The following is a 21,768-nucleotide window of genomic DNA, read 5'->3' on the forward strand; positions in this document are numbered from 1 at the left end:
CCCTAGCCGGTGATCCGCTGCAGGGTTGCCGCCGGCAGCGGCCCCTTGTTCACCGCGGCAATCGCCTCCTCGAGGTGCTGCAAGGTCGAGTAGCCGACCAGCATCGTCGACACGGCCGGGTGCGAGATCACGAATCGCTCGGCGAGTTCGGTCAGGCTGTCGGTCCCGCCTTCCTTGACCAGCGGCTCCAGTGCGCGGGCACGCGCCACGTCACCCGCGAAGTCCGGGGCCGAGCCGATCGGCGGGACCTGTTGCTGGGCGAGCGGATGGCGGTCCGTCGTGCCGGAGAGCGCGCCGCCGGCCAGCGCGCGGATGACGATGGTGCCCATGCCGGCCGCCTGGGCCCGGTCCAGCAGCCGGCCATAGTCGAGGCCGGGCGCACCCTTGGGCATCGACCCGCCCGCACTGGGGTTCAAGGCGTTGTAGACGACCTGCACCGTGTCGAAGAGCCTGGAATCGACGGCCTTCAGGAGCGCGGCCGGTTCGCCCACGCCGCTGAAGCCGATGAATCGGGTCTTGCCCTGCTTCCTCAATTTCTCCAGCGCCGGCACCACCTCGTTCAGGGCGATCTCGACGTCGAGTTCGTCCCCGTCGTCGGTCGCCGTCAGCGGATTGTGGAGCTGCAGAAGGTCGACATGGTCGCGGCCCATGCGCTTCAGGCTTTCCTCGAGGGACCGCGTGACGAGACCTGCGACGTCGGCGCGATCGGCGGCGGTCAGGCGGAACTTGGTGCCGACCACGACGTCGGCCTTCAGCGCCTTCAGGACGCGGCCGAGGTTCTTCTCGGATTCGCCATCGCCATACTTCGCGGCCGTGTCGAAATAGTTGACGCCGGCCTCGATCGCGCGTGCGACGGCGCGCTCCTGATCCTGCGCAGCGCCCTTCGTGAACAGCCCTCCGACTGCGCCGGCGCCGTACCCCAGCACCGAAACCTCGAGCCCGGTCCGGCCGAGCCTGCGCTTCTGCATGTTTTCCTCCCTGTCATTCGACCGGCTCGCGCAACGGCTGTTGCGCCGTCAGGCCCCCTCGATCCGAACCTGGCCTGTTTCGTTGTCCACGACGACGTGGCTGTCATAGTAGGTGACGATCGGCCGGGCGCCGAAGGCGGCTTCCATGCGCGCTTCCCATTCGGGCGTGTACCAGGCGCGGGCCGCCGCTTCCGAGGCCCAGAGATAGACACCGCCGCCGCCCGCCTCGCCGTTCAGATAATACTTCTTGAGGAGGCCCTTCGCGCCGAGCGCCGTGTAGGTCGGCGCCGATCTGGTGGCAGCCTCGACGGCAACGTCCGGTGGACGCTTTGTCATGGGGATTTGAACGATGGCGACGAACATGCTTGTTAGCCTACGGTCTCGCCCCCTTCGGAGCAATTGAATGGCCGTTACCCTGCCTGGCATCGAGATGTGCGTCTTCGACGCCTACGGCACGTTGTTCGACTTCAATTCGGCGGTCGCGCGCCATCGCCGGTCGCTCGGACCTTCCGCCAGTGCCCTGTCGGACCTGTGGCGGACCAAGCAGACCGAGTACACGTGGCTGCGCAACGCCATGGGCACCTATGCACCGTTCTGGCAGGTGACGGGCGAGGCGCTCGACCACAGCCTGACGGCCCATCGCATCACCGATCCCGCCGTGCGCGAGCGCTTGATGGGGGCTTACCTGGCGCTCGCTCCCTTTCCCGAGGCGCCGGGGATGCTGGCCTGCCTCTCGCGGGCCGGCATGCGCACGGCGATCCTGTCCAACGGCAATCCCGGCATGCTCGACCCGATGGTCACCGCATCGGGTCTCGCCAACCACTTCGAGGTGGTCCTGAGCGTCGACGAGGCCGCCGTCTTCAAGCCGGATCCGCGCGTCTATCGCCTCGTCGAGGCGCGCTGCGGCGTGACGCCCGACAAAGTATGTTTCCTCTCGTCGAACTGCTGGGACGCGCATGGCGCCGCACAGTTCGGCTTCCGCACCGTCTGGGTGAACCGCACCGGCGCACCCAACGACAACCTGCCCGGTAGACTCTCGGCCCAGATCCGCGACCTGTCGGAGCTTCCCGACCTGATTGGTGTTCCTCGATGAGTTCGCTTCCGACTTTTGCTGACGTACAGGCTGCGGCCCGCCGACTGGAGGGCGTCACGATCCGCACGCCGCTGCTCGAGAACGAGAGGGTCAACCGCCGGCTGGGCGGCCGCCTGTTCCTCAAGGCCGAATGCCTGCAGCGCACCGGCTCCTTCAAGCTGCGCGGCGCCTACAATTTCCTCGCGTCGATGAGCGAGGCCGACCGCGCCAGGGGCGTGGTCGGCTGGTCGTCGGGCAATCATGCGCAGGGGCTGGCCGAGGCGGCGCGCCTGCTCGGGACCAAGGCCACCATCGTGATGCCGGCCGATGCGCCGGCGCTCAAGGTCGCCAACACGCGGGCGAGCGGCGCCGAGGTGGTCCTCTACGACCGCGTGAAGGACAGCCGCGAGGAAATCGGTCACGGCATCGCGGCCAAGACGGGCGCCACCATCGTGCCGCCCTACGATCATCCCTGGATCCTGACGGGACAGGGCACGGCCGGGCTCGAGATCGCCGAGCAGGCGAAGGCTCTCGGCGTCACCCTCGACGCGGTCGCGGCGCCCTGCTCGGGCGGCGGACTGGCGACCGGTGTGGCGCTCGGCGTCAAGGGCGTCAGCCCGACGACATCGGTGCATGCCGGCGAGCCCGCCGGCTTCGACGATCTCGCCCGGTCGCTCGCATCGGGCACCAAGCAGAAGAACGAGAAGCTTTCGGGGTCGATCTGCGACGCGCTGCTGGCGCCGACGCCCGGCGACGTCACCTTCCCGCTGGCGCAGCAGCTCCTCGGCCCCGGGCTCGTCGTCACGGACGAGGAGGTACTCGACGCGATGGAAGTGGCCTTTCGCGAGTTCAAGCTCGTGGTCGAGCCGGGCGGCGCCGTGGCGTTCGCGGCGGCGCTCACCGGCAAGCTGCCCGTGAACGGCCGGGCCGTGGCCGTCGTCTGCTCGGGCGGCAATGTCGACCATGCTACGTTCAAGCGCGCGCTCGACCGGGCGGACCGCACCGCCGCATGAAGATGTCGCGGCGCAACCGCCGCGAATGGCGGATCATCCTCTGGATCAGCCTGGCCAGCGCCGTGATCAGCGCCTACTTCGGCCATGCCGTGGCTCCGAACGAGCCCGTACTGCGGGGGCTCCTGCAGGGCACCCTCACCTCGTTGCTGATCGCCACACCGATCGTGTTCTTCGAGGTGCGGCGCGCCCGCCTCAACTCGCTCGGCTGGATGCGGCGACTGCCGCTCGCCGGGTACTTCGTCGTCAAGGTCGTGTTCTACTGCGTCGTCATCGTCGCCGGCCTGATCCTCGCGCGCCTGCTGATGTCGATCGGAACCCGGCAATTCGTGCTCTTCGATTCGATCTTCCGGAACTCCGTTTTCTTCGCCATCGCCATGTCGGTGGTCGGCAACCTCATCATCGAGACGGGGCGCCTGCTGGGATTCGGCACGCTGAAGAACCTGCTGCTGGGGCGCTATGCACGCCCTCGCAACGAGCAGAAGGCGTTCCTGCTGATCGACATGAAGGATTCGACCGGGCTCGCGGAGAAGCTGGGCGCGATCCGGTTCCACGAACTGCTCAACGCCTTCTTCCGCGACATCGCCGACGCGGCGATGGAATGCGAGGCGGAGATCCACAAGTACGTGGGCGACGAGGTGATCCTCACCTGGCCGGCCGGGCCCGCGCTCAAGGAGGGCGACTGTCTCGCCTGCCCGTTCCTCGCCCGCCGGAACATCGCCCGCAATGCCGCGCGCTACCGCGAACGGTTCGGCGCCGTCCCCGGCTTCCGGGCGGCGCTGCATTGCGGGGAGATCGTTGCCGGCGAAATCGGCGACGTGCGCCGCGAGATCGCCTATGTCGGCGATACGCTGAACGTGGCGGCGCGCCTGCTCGATGCTTCGAAGGGTCTCCGGCGCGACGTGCTCGTCTCGGCCGACTTGCTGGCGCTGGCCCGGCTTCCGTCCGACCTGCAGGCCGAGCCGCTGCCGACCCTGTCGATCCGCGGCCGGGACGCGCCGCTGGAGATCGCCGCGCTATCGCTGCGCGTCGGCCAGGATCAGGTCTGAGGCTTTCTCGCCGATCATCATGCAGGCCGCATTGGTGTTACCCGATACCAGCGTCGGCATCACCGAGGCGTCGGCGATCCGCAGGCCCGCGATCCCACGGACCCGAAGCTGAGGATCCACGACCGCCCCGGGGTCGTGCCCCATCCGGCAGGTGCCGACCGGATGATAGGCCGACTGGCCCTCCTGTCGGGCAAAGGCAAGGAAGTCCTCGTCGGTCCACACCTCGACCCCCGGAAGCAGTTCTTCGGTGACGATGCGCCCCAGAGCGGGGCTGCGTGCGAGGAGACGGGTGAACCGCGCAGCCGCGACGATGGCCCGCCGGTCGCCGTCGGTGGAGAGGTAATTGGCCAGGATCGCCGGCGGCACATCCGCCTCGCTTGACGTGATGCGAACCTGGCCCCGGCTTTCGGGCCGTGACTGGTTCGCCAGGATCGTGAAGCCCGAGAAGCGATGCGGCCTTCTCGCCATGCTGTCGAACGACCAGGGAAGGAAATGCAATTGGGTGTCGGGTTCCGCCGATTGCGGCAGCACGCGCACGAAGGCGCCGGCAAAAGCCGGCGTCGCGGCGAGCGGGCCGCAGCGCCCGAGCGCATAGACGAGGGCAGCGCTCAGACGGCGGTGCATGACGTGAAAGTCGTCGTTCAGCGACAGCTGCCACCAGGTCCGATAGGTCGAGCGGATGCAGTAATGATCCTGGAGGTTTCCGCCCACGCCCGGGAGATCGCAGACGACAGGGATGCCGAGCGATGACAGGTGCGCGCCGTCCCCGATGCCCGAAAGCTGCAGCAGTTGCGGCGAGCCCACGGCGCCGGCGCTCAGGATCACCTCGCGGCGCGCGCGTGCGATCCGGGTGATTCCGCCCAGACGGTAGGCCACGCCGACGGCGCGGCCCCCCTCGACCACAACGCGCTCGACCAGGGCGCGGGTGAAGATCCGGCAATTAGGTCGGCGGCGTGCCTGCGCAACATAGGCGCGGCCCGTCGAATTGCGCCGGCCGTCGCTCGTCGTCGCATGATAGTAGCCCGCGCCCTCCTGCTGAGGACCGTTGAAGTCGGATATCGTCCTGAGGCCGATCTCGTTGCAGGCTTCGAGGAAGGATTCGCCCAGCTCGTTGTGATATTCGCCCTGCGTGATCTTGACCGGACCGCTGCCGCCACGCAGCTCCGTCGCGCCATCGGCGAAGGCTTCCAGGCGTTTGAAGTACGGCAGGCAATCCTCGAAGGACCATCCCTCGTTGCCCAACCGGTGCCAGCGATCGTAATCCGACGCCAGCCCACGGACATAGACCGTGCCGCCGATCGCACTCGAGCCGCCCACGACCTTGCCCCGCGGCCAATAGATGCGACGGCCGCCGAGATGCCCCTCGGGTTCCGTCGAAGACTTCCAGTTTACCGCGGGGTCACTCAACGTCACGGCGAATCCCGCCGGGATCGACAGCCACGGGTTCCTGGCCTCGGGACCCGCCTCGAGCAGCAGCACGGAATGGCGACCCGTTGCCGTCAAGCGGTCAACGAGGGGGCCGCCAGCAGATCCCGCCCCTACGACGACGTAGTCGAACTCATCCATTCCTTTGCTTGCTAGGCGACTTCAGCCACCCGAGCAAGCTGCCAAGGATGCCCTTGGGCAGGAAGATGATGAAGACCACCAGCAGGACACCGTAGAGCAGATTGTCCCAGCCCACCGCCTTGGTTCCGAAGCCGATACGCAGGATTTCGGCCAGCATGATGGTGATGATGGCGCCCACCGTCGGTCCCAGCGCCACGTAAATCCCGCCCACGACCGCTGCGAACACCATTTGGAGGGACACCGCAATTCCGCTCACCGTGTCGGGAGCGATGAACATCTGATACTGGCCATAGAGAGCACCCGCCATCGCCGTCATGACGGCGCTGATCACGGTGATGCGCAGCTTCTCGGCGGTCACGTTGACGCCCGCCGCCGCTGCCGCATCCTCGTCTTCCGAGATCGCCTCCATCGCGTAGCGGCTCATGCTGTGATCGATCCAGTACCAGACCGCCAGGCCCCCCGCCCAGACACCGAGCGCGATCAGGTACCACACGACCTTGTCGTCAAACTGTAACGCGAGCAGATGGCTGCCCTTGGTGCGCTCCGGCGTGTACCCCAGCGAACCGCCGGTATAGTCGCGGGTCGCGATGATGATCTGCAGGACGATGCCCGACAGCGCGAGCGTCACCAGCGCGAAATAATGACCGGTGATGCGGAAGCGGAAGCACGGGTAGGCCACCACCAGCGCCAGCGCCCCGGCGCACAGCATGGCCGCCGGAATGCCGATCCAGGGCGAGACGCCGAGATGGTTCCACAGCAGCGCCGTCACGTAGGCGCCGACGCCCATGAAGCCGCCGTGGCCCAGCGACACCAGTCCGAAACGTCCCATCATCGACCAGGATGTGTAGGCGAACGACCAGATGAGGATCAGCACCAGGATGTGCAGATGGTAGGGGTCGCGATAGACGAAGGGCAGCGCGACCAGCGCCACCAGACCCAGGCCCCAGGCGAGCTGCTTGTTCATGAGCGCTTCGCCAGCAGCCCGGCGGGCCGGATGAACATCATGACGATGAAGAAGGCGAAGGCCAGCACGTAGCCCCATTCGAGGTCGGCGAAGAGACCGCCGAGCGAGATGATCTCGGCGAACAGGAAGGCGGCCACGAAGCCGCCGACGAAGTTGCCCAGCCCTCCCAGCACGCAGATCAGGAAGGTGATCGGTCCGAAGGACAGGCCGACGAAGGGATGGACGTCGTACTGCAGAACCAGCAGGCAGGCCGCCAGCCCCGCCAGGCCGCCGCCCAATGCCGAGGTGACGAGGTAGATCTTCTTTGTGTCGACCCCCATCAAGGCCATGATCTCGCGATCCTGGGCGATCGCCCGGATGGCCGTGCCGGTGTAGGTCCGCGTCATGAAGAGATAAACCGCGACCATGCCGATCAGCGCAGCGATGAATGCCAGCAGGCGGGCGTAGCTGAAGTGCATCTCGCCCAGCGCCAGCACCGGCAGGCGGATGCCGAGATTGCGGAAGTCGATGCCGAAGGCCACGGTGGCGAAGCTCTGCAGCACGAACAGCACGCCGCCGGTGGCGAGCAGCTGGTTGATCGGCGGCGCTCCCAGCAGCGGCGAGATCACGAGGAAGTGCAGGGCCGCCCCCAGGGCCGCCACCAGCAGGATGCAGATCGGCGCGGCGACCCAGTAGGGCAGGCCGTACACCGAGAACATGTAGTACATGCCGTACATGCCGATCATCACCAGCTCGGCGTAGCAGATCCACGTGACGTCGATGACGCCGAAGATCAGGTTCAGCCCGAGCGCCAGCAGCGCCAGTACGCCGCCCAGCAGGATGCCGTTGACCAGCGCCTCGAGCAGGTAGATGTCGAAAATTTCCATCATCGCGCCACCTCGCTGGGGGCGCGCCACTGCGCGCGGGGTAACCCCCGCGCTGCAGTGGCGCGATGTTGATTGACGGCGCGCCATGAAGCGCGACGGGAGTCGCGCGCGCCCGGCGTCCGAAAATGCTCGAGCCTAAACACCGAGATACGCCTGCCGGATGGAATCGTCGGCCAGCAGATCGGCCGACGCGCCGGAGGCGCGGATCGAGCCGGCCTCCAGCAGGTAGGCGCGATCGACGACCTGCAGCACCTGCTGCACGTTCTGCTCGACGATCAGCACCGTGAGGCCACCGGCCCGGATGCGCTTCACCAGCTCGAACACCTGCTGCACGACGACGGGCGCCAGGCCCGCCGACGGCTCGTCGAGCAGCAGCAGCTTGGGATCGCTCATCAGCGCGCGGCCGATGGCGCACATCTGCTGCTCGCCGCCGGACATGGTCCCGGCGAGCTGGTTGCGACGCTCCTTCATGCGCGGGAACAGGTCGAACACGAAGTCCATACGCTCCCGGTAGCGCTCCCGCGCCTCCGGCATGTAGGCGCCCATGCGCAGATTGTCCTCGACGCTGAGCCGCGGAAACAGGCGACGATTCTCCGGCACGTGGGCGATGCCGAGACCGACGATCCGATGCGCCGCCGTTGCCAGCACGTCGGTGCCCTGCATGCTGATCGAGCCCCGGGTCGGGCGGATCAGGCCAGAGATCACGCGCATCAGCGTCGTCTTGCCGGCGCCGTTGGGACCGATGACGCCCACCGCCTCGCCGGCCTTGACGTCGAGGTCGACGCCGAACAGCGCCTGGAACCTGCCGTAGCCGGCGTCGATCGATCTGAGTTCGAGCATGCTCGCGGCCCCGTCAGCGCGTGGCCGGGCTGCCGCCCGCGGCAGCGGCGGCGGCGGCCGTCGCCTGCGTGGCATGCGCGTCGGTGCCGAGATAGACCTCGATCACGCGGGGATCGTGCGACACCGCGCTGGGCAGGCCTTCCGAGATCTTCTCGCCGTGATCCAGCACCATCACGCGATCCACGACCTTCATCAGCACGCCCATGATGTGCTCGACCCAGATGATGGTGATGCCGAGCTCGGTGCGGATCTTGCGCAGCATGTCGGCGGCCTGGTCCATCTCGGTCTCGTCGAGACCGCCCAGGCTCTCGTCGGCCAGCAGCAGCTTCGGCCCCGTGGCGATCGCCTTGGCCAGTTCCAGTTTCTTGAGGCCCGCCGCCCCCAGACCGTCGACGCTGGCGCCGCGGTCGGTCGGCAGGCCGACCATGTCGAGTGCGCGCTCGGCGGCTTCCTCGGCCCTGGCCAGGCTGTGGCTGCCCTGGCCGTAATAGCCCGCCAGCGCCACGTTCTCGAAGATGGTCAGGCGACGGAACGGCCGCGGGATCTGGAAGGTGCGCCCGACGCCGCTGTTGATGATGCGATGTGGCGGCAGGCCCGCGATCTCCTTGCCGTCGAAGCGGATCGACCCGGCGGTCGGCGGGAAGGTGCCCGACAGCATGTTGAAGATCGTGCTCTTGCCCGAACCGTTGGGACCGATCAGGCCGAGAATCTCGCCCTGATCGACCTTGAACGATACGTTGTTCACGGCGGTGAAGCCGCCGAAACGCTTGACCAGACCCTCGACGACCAGCACGGCGCGCCCTCGTTCGTTGCGGCCGCGGCCTACTGGTTGCTGAAGCCCGAGGTCTTGGGCAGCGGCAGCACCGGCTCGCGCTGCTGCTGGCTCTTCGGCCACACCACGTACGACTTGTCGTCGACATACTGGATGATGACCGGGAAGGAACGCTCGTTCTGACCGGCGATCGGCGACCCCTCGCCCGCGAACTTCACGCCGAAGCCCAGCATCGTGCCGCCTTCCGGCAGGTCGACATCCAGAGCGGCCTTGCGCAGCGCGTCGGGATCGACACCGCCGTACTTCTTGATGGCACGCGGCAGGACTTCGGTGAAGAACACGTAGGTATTGGACGCCGCGATGCCGACATGCGCCGAGCGGATGGCGACGCCGGGCTTCAGCTTGTCGAACTCCTCGCCCACCATCTTGATCACCGGCGGCAGCTTGGGATCGAGCGTCGCCTGGTTGGCCAGCCAGATCGAAATGGGATCGATGTTGAACACGTAGTTCACGTCGCCGCCCATGCCGTCCTTTAGCTTCTCATAGACGCCGTAGCCCGCGCCATGGCCGACCAGGGCGCCGAACTTCAGCCCCTGTTCGCGCGCCTGGCGGGCGAACAGCGTGATGTCGGGATTGTAGCCGGTGTGGAAGATCACGTCGGGACGGGCGCGCTTCAGCTTCGTCACCAGCGACGACAGGTCGGGCGCGGTCGCCGAATAGCCTTCCTTCATGACGATGTTGAAGCCGGCCTTCTTGGAGCCCGCCTCGTTGCCCTTGGCGACGTCGACGCCGTACGAGCCATCCTCGTGGATGATGGCCACGCGCATGTCCTTCGGCTCCTTGCCGAACTTCGCCTTGGCGTTCTTCTCGATCATGTCGGCGGCCATCAGGCCGAACTGCTGGCCGCTGGCCTGCGGGCGGAATACGTACTTCAGGTTCTTGTTCTCGACCACGCCCGTCGAGATGCAGGTGGTGATCCACATGAAGCTCTTGAGCTGCTCGACGCGCGCCGCCACGGGCACGCACTGCGCCGAGGAGAAGAAGCCGAGCACGAGATTCACCTTCTCCTGCTCGATCAGGCGCACCGCCTCGTTGATGGCGACGTCGGGCTTGCTCTGCGCGTCGGCGTAGATCGCGTCGATCTTGTAGCCCTCGACTCCACCCTGCTTGATGAAGTTGTCGATCATGATCTTGGCGCCGGTGTAGTTCAGCTCCGATCCGCCGCCGGCCAGCGGGCCGGTGAGGTCGTAGATGACGCCGATCTTGATCTTCTTTTCCTGAGCCTGGGCGGAGACCGCCATGCCCAGCGCCGTGACGGCGGCAACCGCCCCACCCAACAAGCGGACAGCCTTACGCTTGAGCATGAATTCCTCCCATAGACTTTTTGTAGTCGTTGTCCCCATCACAGGGAACGCGGGAGGTTCTGTCAAGCGTTTCGCGCTACCGCCCCTCCCCCGGCGTGAGGATGTCGAACATCATTCCCGCCGGCGGGTCCATCATTGCAAACAGCGCTCCGAGCTTCTGGATCTCTCCCTGCAGTTGCAGGGCCCCGCTCGCCAGCGCGTCGGGAATCGTGAGCTTGCGCATCACGATCGCGTCCATCGTGGCGCGCGCCGTGGTGACCGAGACATCGGCACTCGCCGCGATCTCGCCCATCCGATGCGTGAGCGTACTGTGCTTCAAGGTGAGCACCAGCGTCTCGTCGCGATCGGTGAAGCGCCAGTTCACGACCAGCGACTGTCCTGCCGCCTTCTTCGCATCGAGACGAATCGCCAGCAGGTCGAAGAAGACGTCGCTGGTGAGGCCCGCGATGGTGTCGGCGCCCATGCCGGGACGCACCGGCATCTGGAAGACGCCGTGGCGCAGCTCCTGCGCGCCGTACAGGAAAGCGTTGCGCCAGGTCGCCGACTCCGCCTGATAGCCCATCTGCTCCAGCGCATCGGCGCACAGCTCGCGCGCCTCCTTGTTCTCCGGCTCGGCGTAGACGACCTCCTTCATGACCTGGGCGACCCACCGGAACTCGCCCTTGTCGAAGTCCTTGCGCGCCCGTTCGATCACCGCGGTCGCGCCGCCCATGTATTCGACGAATTTGCGCGCCGCCGGTGCCGGCGGCAGCGGGTGCAGGTTGCAGGGATTGGCGTCGTACCAGGAGAGATAACGCTGATAGACGGCCTTCACATTGTGGCTGACCGATCCGTAATAGCCGCGCACCGTCCAGCGTTCGGCGAGCCCCGCCGGCAGGTCGATCACCTCGGCGATCTCGGCCGGCCGCCAGCCGCGATTCATGTAGCGCAGTGTCTGATCGTGGATGTGCTTGTAGAGATCGCGCTGCGCCTCGAGATAGTCGATGATCTTCGCATTGTCCCAGGTCGGCCAGTGATGCTGGCCGATCAGCACCTTGGTCTTCGGTCCGTACATCGCGATGGCGTCGCCGATATACTTGGCCCAGATGCGCGGATCGCGCGCCACGGCGCCACGCAACGGGATGAAGTTGTGCAGCAACGGGCAGGCGTTCTCCGCCATGTTGAGCACACCGAGCTGCGGATAGAACATGTGCATCTCGGCCGGCGCCTCGGTCTCCGGCGCGAGCTGGAAGACGATCTCGACGCCGTCGATCACATGCGTCTCCACTGCCTTCACGATCGACTGCGTCGGCGCGATCAGGCCGGGCGTGCCGCGCGCCACGCTCTTGCCGAGGCCGGCATCGACCTGGCCGCGCGCACCGCGCGGCAGCATCGTGCCGAACTGGAACTGCGCGCGGCGGGCCATCGGCGGCCCCGCCAGCACGTTCTCGCCCGACACCGCTTCCATGAAGCCGGCCGGCGCGATCACCCGCACCTTGCCGGCCTTGACGTCGGCTTCGTCGATCACGCCGCGCACGCCGCCGTAATGGTCGACATGGCTGTGGGTGTAGATCACGGCGACCACCGGCCTGTGCGGCCGGTGCGCGTAGTAGAGCTCGAGCGCGGCGCGCGAGACTTCGGCGGTGGTCAGCGGATCGATCAGGATCAGCCCGCTGTCGCCCTCGATCACCGTCATGTTGGCGATGTCGAAGCCGCGCAGCTGGAAGAGCCGGTCGGTGACCTTGAACAACCCGTTGGCAAGGTTGAGGCGCGCCATGCGCCACAGGCTGGGATTGACCGTGTCGGGCGCCAGTTCGCCGTCGATGAAGGCGTATTCACCCAGGTTCCACAGCACCGTGCCGCCGCCGGTGCGTACGATCCCCTCGGGCACGGTCGCGATCAGGCCGCGCTTGGCGGCCTCGAAGTCGGCCGTGTCGGCGAAGGGCAGATTTGCCGCCATCGCGGCATTGGCCGCCTTGGTGGCGGGTTCGGCGTCGCGCGCGGCGTCGAGATGGGAGGAAGGAACCGGAACGGACGACGCGGACGCCATGACTGCTAACCCTCGACCTTGATGTTGTTTTCCGTGACGACCCTGGTCCAGCGTTCTGTCTCGGACTTGACCCGGTCGAGATAGGCTTGCGGCGTGCTGCCCGTCGTGAAGAAGCCCAGTTCGGCGAAGCGCTTCTTGACCGACGGGTCCTTGAGCGTCTCGAGGCAGAGCGCATTGAGCTTCTCGACGATCGGCGCCGGCAGGCCGGCCGGCCCCACCAGCCCGAAGAAGGCGGCACTCTCCAGATCCTTCATGCCGAGTTCGGCCACGGTCGGCACGTCGGGACAGACGGTCGAGCGCTCGGGCGACGCGACGGCGATACCAGTGAGGCGCCCCGCTGCGACGTGCGTGCCCGTCGGCAGCACGACGTCGATCATGATCGGCAGATGGCCGCCCATGACGTCGCGCAGCGCATCGGCCGCGCCCTTGTAGCTGACGCTCTCGAGATTGAGCTTGTTGCGGGTGCGGAACAGCTCGCCCCACAGGTGAGGCTGGTTGCCCATGCCCGACGTGGCATAGCGCACGCGCTGTGGCTGCTTGTTCACCCACTCGGCGAACTCGGCGTAGTTCTTTGCCGGCAATGTCTTGCCGTCGATGGCCAGGAGATCGGGGATGTCGACCAGGGTCGAGATCATCTGGAAATCCTTGAGCGGGTCGAACGGCTGCTTCAGCCCCAGGGCGACGTTGGTCGCCATCGTCGCCGCGCCCAGCAACAGCGTGTTGCCGTCGGGCTTCGCCTTTGCCACGACATCCATGCCGATGATGGTGTTGCCGCCGCCCTTGTTCTCGACGATCACCTGCTGGCCGAGCATGCCCGACAGCTTTTCGGCGACGATCCGCGCGGCCGTATCGGTCGAACCGCCGGCCACGTAAGGCACCACCAGCCGGATCGGCTGGCTGGGCCAGGCCTGCGCCCGCACCGCGGAGGCCCCGACGATCGTCCAGCCGGCGGCTCCCGCCAGCACGCCACGTCTCTTGAGCATGATCCTACCCTCGCTGTTTCATTTGAAGGCAGGATCGCAAACGCGCGACGGCCGCGCAATCAGGCGCGGCCGTCGTTTCGCAAGCGGAAGGTTTTATTCGGCGGGCTTCGGCGCCGCCGAAGCGGCATGCACGTCGCTTTCGCTGGGCAGCATCGACAGGGCCAGGAACGAACAGAAAGCCACGCCCGCCAGCACCGACAGCAGCACGGGGAATCCTGCATCCTTCACCGCCGGTCCGATCAGCGCCACGACGAAGGAACTCACGCCGAAGCCGATCGCCAGGCGGACGCCGGTGACGCGGCTGCGCATGCGGTCGTCGATGTAGCGCACGATCATGGCGTCGGTGAACGGAATGGCGCCGAACACCAGCAGCATGAAGGCGATGGCCGTGAAGAACAGCGCCCAGCCCTCGACCTGCGAGGCGATCAGAAACAGCGGAACCTGCAGCAGCACGATCGGCAGGTAGATGTTCTTCAACGGGTAACGGTCGATCATCTTGCCGACCACCAGCTGGGCGAGCGACGCCAGCGCGAAGATGACGAACAGCATCGTGGCCAGCATCGCCGGATCCTGCGCGATGGTCTTGGCGCGGTTGGCCAGGAGCTCGCCGTTTCCGTTGGTCGTGAAGTTGAAGATGATGCTGCCGGTCACCGCCGTGAAGGTCATGATGGCGAAGACGCGCGCCATCACCGACGGCGGCAGGTCGAGCATCTTGGCCTTGCGCTTGGCCGGCGCCTCGTCCTCGCGCGGCACCAGGGCCACGAACGCCACGGCGCAGATCAGGCAGATGACGCCGGGAATGATGAACGCCGCCTGCCAGCCGAAGCGCTGGGCGATATAGACGGAGAGGCCGGCCGCGATGGCGATGCCCATGTTGCCGGCCAGGCCGTTCACGCCGATCGTGAAGCCGGGGTTCTTGGCCTTCTGCACCAGCATCGGGATGCCGACCGGGTGATAGATCGAGGCGAAGGCGCCCATCAGCGTCAGCGCCGCGCCGATCTGCCACTTGTTGGTACAGAGCGCGATGATCAGGGCCGAGACGCCCATGCCCGTGAAGAAGATCACCATCATGATCCAGCGGCCCCAATGGTCGCCCAGCCGGCCGCTCACGATCGAGCCGGCGCCGAACATGAAGAGCGCGCCGTAGTTGAACGGCGTGAGCTCGGTCCACTCGACGCCCCACACGCCGGCGATCACGCCCCAGGAATAGGCGAAGACCACCAGGATCCAGTGATCCATCGCGTGGCCTATGTTGAGCAGGAGAGAGGTTGGACTGCCGTGGCTCATCTTGTTGTTCCTCCAGGAACGCCGAGACTAGGCTTGGTCCGCCTGTCTGGCTTGCGCTATGTTGCCAATTAATGTCGCGAAAACGCCAAGCCGCCCTGCGTTCGACCAACCCCGAGGATTACCAGCACGTGCCGCGGGCGGTCGCGGCCATGCCCAAGGACTTCCCCAACGGTTTCGAGATCGCGCCGCACCGTCATCGTCGCGCCCAGCTCATCTACGCGACCGCCGGCACGATGCGCATCTCGACGGAGGAAGCCGTCTGGGTGGTCCCGCCCCAGCGCGCGCTGTGGATGCCGCCCGGCATCCATCATTCGATCGTGATGTCCGGCGACGTGACGATGCGCACGCTCTATCTGCGCCAGGATGCAGCGGCGGGAATGCCGGACGTGTGCCGCGTCCTGCACATATCTCCCCTGCTGCGCGAACTGATCGTGCGCGCGACCGAACTGCCGGTGGACTATGACGAGCGCGGTGCGGCGGGCCATGTCGTGGCGCTGATCCTTGACGAGTTGCACCGCGAACCGTCCTTGCCGCTGCACCTCCCGATGCCGCGCGACAAGCGACTGCATCGCCTCTGCTCGGCCCTGCTCGCCCAACCGGGCGATCAGCGCACTTTGGAAGAATGGGCGGGTTGGGCAAATGCGAGCCCGCGGACGCTGGCCCGCCTGTTCATGACGGAGACCGGTTTGACCTTCGGCGCCTGGCGCCAACAGGCTCGCGTGCTGGAGGCGATGGGCCGTCTGGGCGGCGGCCAGGCCGTGACCGATGTCGCCCTCGATCTCGGCTACGAGAGCGTGAGCGCCTTCAGCGCCATGTTCCGGCGCGCCTCGGGGGCCTCACCCAGCGCCTATCGCCCGCCCCGCTAAGACCCTCCAGCGCGTGCGGGATTTGCCGGGCTTTTGCAAATGGTTAGCGCTTGACGCTGGATGGTAATAATCCCCCAATGCGCCCCCCGTTTAGAGTAATCTAAACCGTCGTTTACCGGTTCTTGAGTCGCCGCTCCCGCCGCCGCCTGGAGTTTATGTTGAAGCCGACTGACATCGCCAATCCCGACTACTTTCATAAAGTCGTCGATTGCCAATGGGCCTGTCCTGCCCATACCCCCGTCCCCGAGTACATCAGGCTGATCGCGCACGGACGTTACTCCGATGCGTACATGATCAACTGGAAGTCCAACGTCTTCCCGGGAATCCTGGGCCGGACCTGCGACCGTCCCTGCGAGCCCGCCTGCCGGCGCAGCCGCGTCGAGGACGAGACGCTGGTGAAGGGCAAGAAGGAGCCGGTCGCGATCTGCCGCCTGAAGCGCGTCGCCGCCGACTACAAGGACGACGACGACATCAATTCCAAGATGCCCAGGGCGCCGGAGAAGAACGGCCGGCGCGTGGCCTGCATCGGCGGCGGCCCCTCCTCGCTCACCGTGGCGCGCGACCTCGCGGTGCTGGGTTACGAGATCGTCATCTACGACCAGGATCCCAAGCTCGGCGGCTTCATCCGCACGCAGATCCCGCACTTCCGTCTGCCTGAGTCGGTGATCGACGAGGAAGTCGGCTACATCACCGGCATCGGCAACGTCGAGTTCCGCCACCAGCGGGTCGATTCGCTGAAGGCCGTGCTGGCCGAGGGCTACGACGCGGTGTTCGTGGGCTCGGGCGCGCCGCGCGGCCGCGACCTCGACGTGCCCGGCCGCAAGGAAGCCGCGGCCAACATCCATATCGGCCTCGACTGGCTGTCGTCGGTTTCGTTCGGCCACATCGACAAGGTCGGCAAGCGCGTGATCGTGCTGGGCGGCGGCAACACCGCGATGGACTGCTGCCGCACCGCCCGCCGCCTCGGCGGCGAGGACGTGAAGGTGATCGTCCGCTCCGGCTTCGACGAGATGAAGGCGTCGCCGTGGGAGAAGGAAGACGCGATCGGCGAGGACATTCCCATCCTCAACATGCTCGTGCCGAAGGAAGTCCGTCACGACGGCGGCAAGATCAAGGGCGTGGTGTTCGAAAAGGTGGTCGCGAAGTACGACGACAAGGGTCGCCGCTCGCTGGTCCCGTCGGGCGAACCCGACGAGTTCCACGAGTGCGACGACGTGCTGGTCGCGATCGGCCAGGAGAACGCCTTCCCGTGGATCGAGAAGGACGCCGGCATCGAGTTCGACAAGTGGGGCCTGCCGCAGCTCAACGAGAAGACCTTCGCCAGCACGCATCCGAAGGTGTTCTTCGGCGGCGACGCGGCGTTCGGGCCGAAGAACATCATCTGGGCGGCGGCGCACGGCCACGAGGCGGCGACCTCCATCCACAAGATGCTGATCGGCGAGAACCCGGAGGAACGCCCGGCGCCCGGCGTCAACGTCGCCAGCCAGAAGATGGGCATCCACGAGTGGAGCTACGACAACGCCCCCACCATCGACCATCGCCTCAAGGTCCCGCATCGCCCCAAGAAGGAGGCGCTGAAGGACATCATGGCCGAGGTCGAGCTGGGCTTCGATCCGCAGCTCGCCTTCAAGGAAGCGCAGCGCTGCCTCAACTGCGACGTCCAGACGGTGTTCACCGGCCAGCTCTGCATCGAATGCGACGCCTGCGTCGACATCTGCCCGATGGACTGCATCACCTTCACCGAGAACGGTGAGGAAAAGGAACTTCGCACGCACCTCACGGCGCCGGCGATGAACCCGACACAGGACCTCTACATCGGCGACGGCCTCAAGACCCAGCGGGTCATGGTCAAGGACGAGGATGTCTGCCTGCACTGCGGCCTGTGCGCCGAACGCTGCCCGACCGGCGCATGGGACATGCGCAAGTATTACATCGAAATGACACACGCGGAGCACGCATGCCGCAAGCAATAGCCGCCGTTAACGATTTCGTCGTCAAGTTCGCGAACGTCAACGGATCCGGATCGGCCTCGGCCAACGAACTCTTCGCCCGGTCGATCCTGCGCATGGGCGTGCCCGTCAGCCCGCGCAACATCTTCCCCTCGAACATCCAGGGCCTGCCGACCTGGTACGAGGTGCGCGTCACCGAGAAGGGTTATCTCGGGCGGCGCGGCGGCGTCGACATGATGGTCGCCATGAACCCGCAGACCTGGGCCGAGGACGTGAAGGAGATCACGCCCGGCGGCTACCTGTTCTACGATTCGACCAAGCCCATGCCGGCGTCGATGTTCCGCGAGGACATCAACGTGATCGGCGTGCCGCTGACGGCGATCACCAACGCCACCTACACCGATGCCCGCCAGCGCCAGCTCTTCAAGAACATCATCTATGTCGGCGCGCTCTCGGTGCTGCTCGACATCGACGAGAAGCAGATCCAGCGGCTGTTCAGCGAGCAGTTCAAGGGCAAGGAAAAGCTCATCGATTCCAACGTGAAGGCGATGAACCTCGGCCGCGACTGGGTGAAGCAGCATGTCGATCCCGACCTGGTGAAGCTCAAGGTGCGCCATGCCGACAATGTCGGCGACCGCATCTTCGTCGAAGGCAACAGCGCGGCCGCGCTCGGCGCCGTCTATGGCGGCGCCACGGTCTGCGCCTGGTATCCGATCACGCCGTCTTCTTCGCTGGCCGAGGCGTTCCAGAGCCATTGCAAGAAGTTCCGGCACGACAAGGAGACCGGCAAGGCCAAGTACGCGATCGTGCAGGCCGAGGACGAACTGGCCTCGATCGGCATGGTGATCGGCGCCGCCTGGAACGGCGCGCGCTCGTTCACTGCCACCTCCGGCCCCGGCATCTCGCTGATGACCGAGTTCATCGGCCTCGCCTACTTCGCCGAAGTTCCGGCGGTGCTGGTGAACGTGCAGCGCGGCGGCCCGTCGACCGGCATGCCGACGCGCACGCAGCAGTCCGACCTGCTGGGCTGCGCCTACGCCTCGAACGGCGACACCAAGCACGTGCTGCTGTTCCCCGAGGACCCGCGCGAGTGCTTCGAGTTCACCGCCGACGCGCTCGACCTCGCCGACCGGCTGCAGACTCCGGTGTTCGTCATGACCGATCTCGACATCGGCATGAACCACCGCCTGTGCAAGCCGTTCGCCTGGGACGAGAACCGCGTCCTCGACCGCGGCAAGGTGATGACCGCCGAGGAGCTCGAGGCCGGCAAGACTTTCGGCCGCTACCTCGACGTCGATGGCGACGGCATCCCCTACCGCACCTATCCGGGTACGCACCCGACCAAGGGCTCCTACTTCACGCGCGGCACGACCAAGGACGAGTTCGCGCGCTATTCGGAGGAAGGCCCGGTCTATGTGCGCAACATGGAGCGGCTGCAGAAGAAGTGGGAGACCGCGAAGAAGATCGCGCCGCAGCCGCTGCGCTATTCCTCGCCCAAGCCGACCCGCTTCGGCGTGATCTATTTCGGCTCGACCAGCCCGGCGATGGACGAGGCGCTCGACCATCTCGAGGCCGAGGGCCATCACGTCAACGCGCTGCGCGTGCGCTCCTTCCCCTTCGCCCAGAGCGTCGAGGATTTCATCCACGAGCACGACCGCGTCTTCGTCGTCGAGCAGAACCGCGACGCGCAGCTGCGCACCATGCTGCTCAGCGAATACACGCTCGACGCGCGCAAGATCGTGCCCGTCCTGCACTATGACGGCACGCCGATCACGGCGCGCTTCATCGCGACCGACATCGCCACCAAGCTCGGTCAGTTCAAGGTTGTTTCGTTCGACAAGGCCGCGTCATGACCTACATCGCCAAGCCCCGTCTCCATCACCCCTCGCTGGTCAAGAACAAGGCGGGCTTCACCCGCCGCGACTACGAGGGCGCCGTCTCGACGCTGTGCGCCGGCTGCGGCCACGATTCGATCAGCGCCGCGATCATCCAGGCCTGCTACGAGCTCGACATCCTGCCCCACCAGGTCGCCAAGCTCTCGGGCATCGGCTGCTCGTCCAAGGCGCCGACCTATTTCGTGGGCGCGAGCCACGGCTTCAACACCGTGCACGGACGCATGCCGTCGGTGATGACCGGCGCCAACCTGGCCAACCGCGACCTGATCTACATGGGCGTGTCGGGCGACGGCGATTCCGCCTCGATCGGCCTCGGCCAGTTCGCCCACGTCATGCGGCGCGGCGTGAACATGACGTACATCGTCATGAACAACGGCGTGTATGGCCTGACCAAGGGCCAGTTCTCCGCCACCGCCGACAAGGGCTCGATCAGCAAGAAGGGCGTCTCCAACCCCGATTCCTCGATCGACATGGTGTCGCTCGCGATCCTGATGGGCGCCACCTTCGTCGGCCGCTCCTTCTCGGGCGACAAGCACCAGCTCGTGCCGCTGATCAAGGCCGCCATGTCGCACAAGGGCGCGGCCTTCCTCGACGTCATCAGCCCCTGCGTGGCCTTCAACAACCATTCGGGCTCGACCAAGAGCTACGACTATGTGCGCGAGCACAACGAGGCGCTGAACCGCATCGACTTCATCGAGACCCGCGAGGAGATCACCACCTCCTACGATGCCGGCACCACGAAGACCGTGCAGCAGCATGACGGCTCGATCCTGCGCCTGCGCAAGCTCGGCGAGGACTACGATCCGTCCGACAAGGTCGCGGCCGTGAAGCGCGTCCAGGAAGGCCTGCATGCCGGCGAGGTCGTGACCGGCCTGCTCTACGTCGATCCGACGCCGAGCGACCTGCACGCCAACCTCAACACGGTCGACGTGCCGCTGAACACGCTGAACGCCCCGGACCTCTGCCCCGGCACCTCGGCGCTGGACAAGATCAACGCCAGCCTGCGCTGATCGCTGCGCCACTCCAGTGGCGCCTCATGATTTATGAGCGCCACTGGAGTGGCACGCTCCTCCGACGACTAAAGGTCGACCCGCTCCTCGGCGACCGACTTGCGCTTTTCCATGTTGAAGCGGCCGGCATAGATCGGGCGTTCGCCGGTCGTCGGGCCGGGATACTGCACGATCAGGATCTCGCCGCCGGTCTCGGTCCTGAACTCGCCCTCGAAATGCGGGTCCGGGTGATAGAGCATCGTGCCCGGCGTGCAGGTGCGGCCGTCGATCGTGAAGTCGCCCTTCAGCACCAGCCAGACCTGCGCGAAGCCGTGATAGTGCTCGGGGTGATGGGCGCCCGGCTCCAGCCGCAGGATCCCGGCGTTGGGTTGCGTCGGATCGTCGGATCTCGGATGGAACAGCATCTTGCCGGTCTCGCCCGGCCAGCGAATCGTCTCCCACTCGACCTCGTCGAGATGGCGCACCTGGTAGGGCTTGTGATCGCGACGCGAGGCTTCGCGCGTGGTGGCCAGGCCTGCATTGGCGGCCGCGGTGTCGGGAACGTGCTTGCTCATGGCTGGCTTTCCTCCTTCGGTTTTTCTTCCTTGAGTTTCGGCGACGAGAGCCGCCACCAGTCCGGCACCTCGGCCGCATCGGCGGGCTTCGCCACCGACATCAGCACCTGCGCCTGCCCACGCCCGGCATTCTCGGCGCGGTGCGGCTGCTGCGAATCGATCAGGATTCCGTCGCCCGCCTTCAGCAGGTGCTGTTCGTCGCCAACATGGAACAGCACTTCGCCCGACAGCACGTAGCAATGCTCCTGGCCGGGATGGGAGACCGTCGCCTCCATGCCCTTGGCGCGCGGGAAGACGAGATGAAACACTTCCATGCGATCGAGCGGAGCGCCGCCGCCGAGATGGCGCCAGCGGTAGCCCGTCGCCGCCACCTCCTGCAGTGCGCCTTCGCCGCCCCTGTGCACGGCGACCATCGTCTTGGCCGGCGCGGCCTCGCTGGGGAAGAGCTCGTGCAATCCCAGCCCCAGCGCGTCGGCCAGCTGGATCAGGTTGGCGATCGACGCCGCCGCCTGGCCGCGTTCCAGCTTCGACAGGAAGCCTTCGGAGACTCCGGCCCGACCCGCCACGTTCGCCAGCGTCAGGCCCGAACCGGTGCGCGCGGCCCGCAGGCGATGGCCGATGTCACGGGTGGTTTCAGCGATGCGCTCGGGGGATCTGCTCATTCCCTTCTGATGGACTGAACTTTCACCCCAGGCAAGTTAACTTTCTTCACCGGCATTGTGGA

Annotated in this window: 20 protein-coding genes; 7 read left to right on the top strand and 13 right to left on the bottom strand. The window is 66.4% G+C overall.

Annotation, left to right across the window (positions count from 1 at the left end; genetic code table 11):
- Window positions 1-2 precede the first annotated feature (2 nt).
- Together ACP15H_RS13055 and ACP15H_RS13060 are read right to left on the bottom strand one after the other, a co-directional pair.
- Entirely contained in the window at window positions 3-968 is a 966-nt protein-coding gene (locus ACP15H_RS13055) for an aldo/keto reductase (protein ID WP_425066612.1), read from the bottom strand.
- A 48-nt stretch (window positions 969-1,016) separates the two neighbouring features.
- Window positions 1,017-1,304 carry a monooxygenase gene (locus tag ACP15H_RS13060; protein WP_425066613.1) on the bottom strand — a complete coding sequence of 96 codons (288 nt, stop codon included), beginning with the start codon at window positions 1,302-1,304 and terminating at the stop codon, window positions 1,017-1,019.
- 67 nt (window positions 1,305-1,371) lie between these two features.
- Here ACP15H_RS13060 and ACP15H_RS13065 point away from each other — a divergent pair, with 67 nt between their 5' ends.
- Genes ACP15H_RS13065 through ACP15H_RS13075 form a run of 3 tightly spaced genes read left to right on the top strand, consistent with a single transcriptional unit; the run spans window position 1,372 to window position 4,099 of the window.
- Complete coding sequence (locus ACP15H_RS13065) at window positions 1,372-2,061, top strand: haloacid dehalogenase type II (protein WP_425066614.1); 690 nt, start codon at window positions 1,372-1,374, stop codon at window positions 2,059-2,061.
- Window positions 2,058-3,053, top strand: a complete 996-nt coding sequence (locus tag ACP15H_RS13070; RefSeq protein ID WP_425066615.1) for a threonine ammonia-lyase — start codon at window positions 2,058-2,060, stop codon at window positions 3,051-3,053. Before ACP15H_RS13065 ends, ACP15H_RS13070 begins: the two co-directional genes overlap by 4 nt.
- On the top strand, window positions 3,050-4,099 hold the full coding sequence (locus ACP15H_RS13075) for an adenylate/guanylate cyclase domain-containing protein (RefSeq protein WP_425066616.1): 1,050 nt from the start codon (window positions 3,050-3,052) through the stop codon (window positions 4,097-4,099). The genes ACP15H_RS13070 and ACP15H_RS13075 overlap by 4 nt, the downstream gene beginning before the upstream one ends.
- Here the strand turns inward: ACP15H_RS13075 and ACP15H_RS13080 are convergent.
- The 9 genes from ACP15H_RS13080 to ACP15H_RS13120 form a co-directional block, all read right to left on the bottom strand.
- Window positions 4,067-5,665, bottom strand: coding sequence for a GMC family oxidoreductase (locus ACP15H_RS13080; protein ID WP_425066617.1), 1,599 nt, complete (start codon window positions 5,663-5,665; stop codon window positions 4,067-4,069). The two genes, ACP15H_RS13075 and ACP15H_RS13080, sit on opposite strands and share 33 nt — an antisense overlap.
- On the bottom strand, window positions 5,658-6,629 hold the full coding sequence (locus tag ACP15H_RS13085) for a branched-chain amino acid ABC transporter permease (RefSeq protein ID WP_425066618.1): 972 nt from the start codon (window positions 6,627-6,629) through the stop codon (window positions 5,658-5,660). Before ACP15H_RS13085 ends, ACP15H_RS13080 begins: the two co-directional genes overlap by 8 nt.
- A complete protein-coding gene (locus ACP15H_RS13090) occupies window positions 6,626-7,498 on the bottom strand; it encodes a branched-chain amino acid ABC transporter permease (protein WP_425066619.1) in 873 nt (290 codons plus the stop codon). Before ACP15H_RS13090 ends, ACP15H_RS13085 begins: the two co-directional genes overlap by 4 nt.
- Window positions 7,499-7,630: 132 nt before the next feature.
- A complete protein-coding gene (locus ACP15H_RS13095; RefSeq protein WP_425066620.1) occupies window positions 7,631-8,335 on the bottom strand; it encodes an ABC transporter ATP-binding protein in 705 nt (234 codons plus the stop codon).
- Between the two features lie 13 nt (window positions 8,336-8,348).
- Complete coding sequence (locus ACP15H_RS13100; RefSeq protein WP_425066621.1) at window positions 8,349-9,128, bottom strand: ABC transporter ATP-binding protein; 780 nt, start codon at window positions 9,126-9,128, stop codon at window positions 8,349-8,351.
- A 29-nt stretch (window positions 9,129-9,157) separates the two neighbouring features.
- Window positions 9,158-10,471, bottom strand: a complete 1,314-nt coding sequence (locus ACP15H_RS13105; protein WP_425066622.1) for an ABC transporter substrate-binding protein — start codon at window positions 10,469-10,471, stop codon at window positions 9,158-9,160.
- Window positions 10,472-10,547: 76 nt separating this feature from the next.
- The gene (locus ACP15H_RS13110) at window positions 10,548-12,500 is read right to left on the bottom strand and encodes an alkyl/aryl-sulfatase (RefSeq protein WP_425066623.1); all 1,953 of its coding nucleotides are present in this window, start codon (window positions 12,498-12,500) and stop codon (window positions 10,548-10,550) included.
- A gap of 5 nt (window positions 12,501-12,505) precedes the next feature.
- Window positions 12,506-13,483 (bottom strand): Bug family tripartite tricarboxylate transporter substrate binding protein, encoded by a 978-nt coding sequence (locus ACP15H_RS13115; RefSeq protein ID WP_425066624.1) that lies wholly within the window; start codon window positions 13,481-13,483, stop codon window positions 12,506-12,508.
- Between the two features lie 93 nt (window positions 13,484-13,576).
- Window positions 13,577-14,722, bottom strand: a complete 1,146-nt coding sequence (locus tag ACP15H_RS13120; protein WP_425066625.1) for an MFS transporter — start codon at window positions 14,720-14,722, stop codon at window positions 13,577-13,579.
- Between the two features lie 119 nt (window positions 14,723-14,841).
- Between ACP15H_RS13120 and ACP15H_RS13125 the strand changes: the two genes are divergently transcribed.
- The 4 genes from ACP15H_RS13125 (at window position 14,842) to ACP15H_RS13140 (ending at window position 20,490) form a co-directional block, all read left to right on the top strand.
- Window positions 14,842-15,636, top strand: a complete 795-nt coding sequence (locus ACP15H_RS13125; RefSeq protein WP_425066626.1) for an AraC family transcriptional regulator — start codon at window positions 14,842-14,844, stop codon at window positions 15,634-15,636.
- Between the two features lie 158 nt (window positions 15,637-15,794).
- Window positions 15,795-17,609 (top strand): FAD-dependent oxidoreductase, encoded by a 1,815-nt coding sequence (locus ACP15H_RS13130; protein WP_425069897.1) that lies wholly within the window; start codon window positions 15,795-15,797, stop codon window positions 17,607-17,609.
- A complete protein-coding gene (locus tag ACP15H_RS13135; RefSeq protein ID WP_425066627.1) occupies window positions 17,594-19,438 on the top strand; it encodes a 2-oxoacid:acceptor oxidoreductase subunit alpha in 1,845 nt (614 codons plus the stop codon). Before ACP15H_RS13130 ends, ACP15H_RS13135 begins: the two co-directional genes overlap by 16 nt.
- Window positions 19,435-20,490, top strand: coding sequence for a 2-oxoacid:ferredoxin oxidoreductase subunit beta (locus ACP15H_RS13140; protein WP_425066628.1), 1,056 nt, complete (start codon window positions 19,435-19,437; stop codon window positions 20,488-20,490). The genes ACP15H_RS13135 and ACP15H_RS13140 overlap by 4 nt, the downstream gene beginning before the upstream one ends.
- A 68-nt stretch (window positions 20,491-20,558) precedes the next feature.
- Here the strand turns inward: ACP15H_RS13140 and ACP15H_RS13145 are convergent, their stop codons facing one another.
- Both ACP15H_RS13145 and ACP15H_RS13150 read right to left on the bottom strand, forming a co-directional pair.
- Window positions 20,559-21,044: a cupin domain-containing protein gene (locus ACP15H_RS13145; protein ID WP_425066629.1), complete on the bottom strand. Its 486-nt coding sequence runs from the start codon at window positions 21,042-21,044 to the stop codon at window positions 20,559-20,561.
- Window positions 21,041-21,706, bottom strand: coding sequence for a helix-turn-helix domain-containing protein (locus ACP15H_RS13150; protein ID WP_425066630.1), 666 nt, complete (start codon window positions 21,704-21,706; stop codon window positions 21,041-21,043). Before ACP15H_RS13150 ends, ACP15H_RS13145 begins: the two co-directional genes overlap by 4 nt.
- Between the last annotated feature and the right edge of the window lie 62 nt (window positions 21,707-21,768).

It is taken from the genome of Reyranella sp. (genome assembly GCF_965249915.1).
Lineage (GTDB): Bacteria > Pseudomonadota > Alphaproteobacteria > Reyranellales > Reyranellaceae > Reyranella.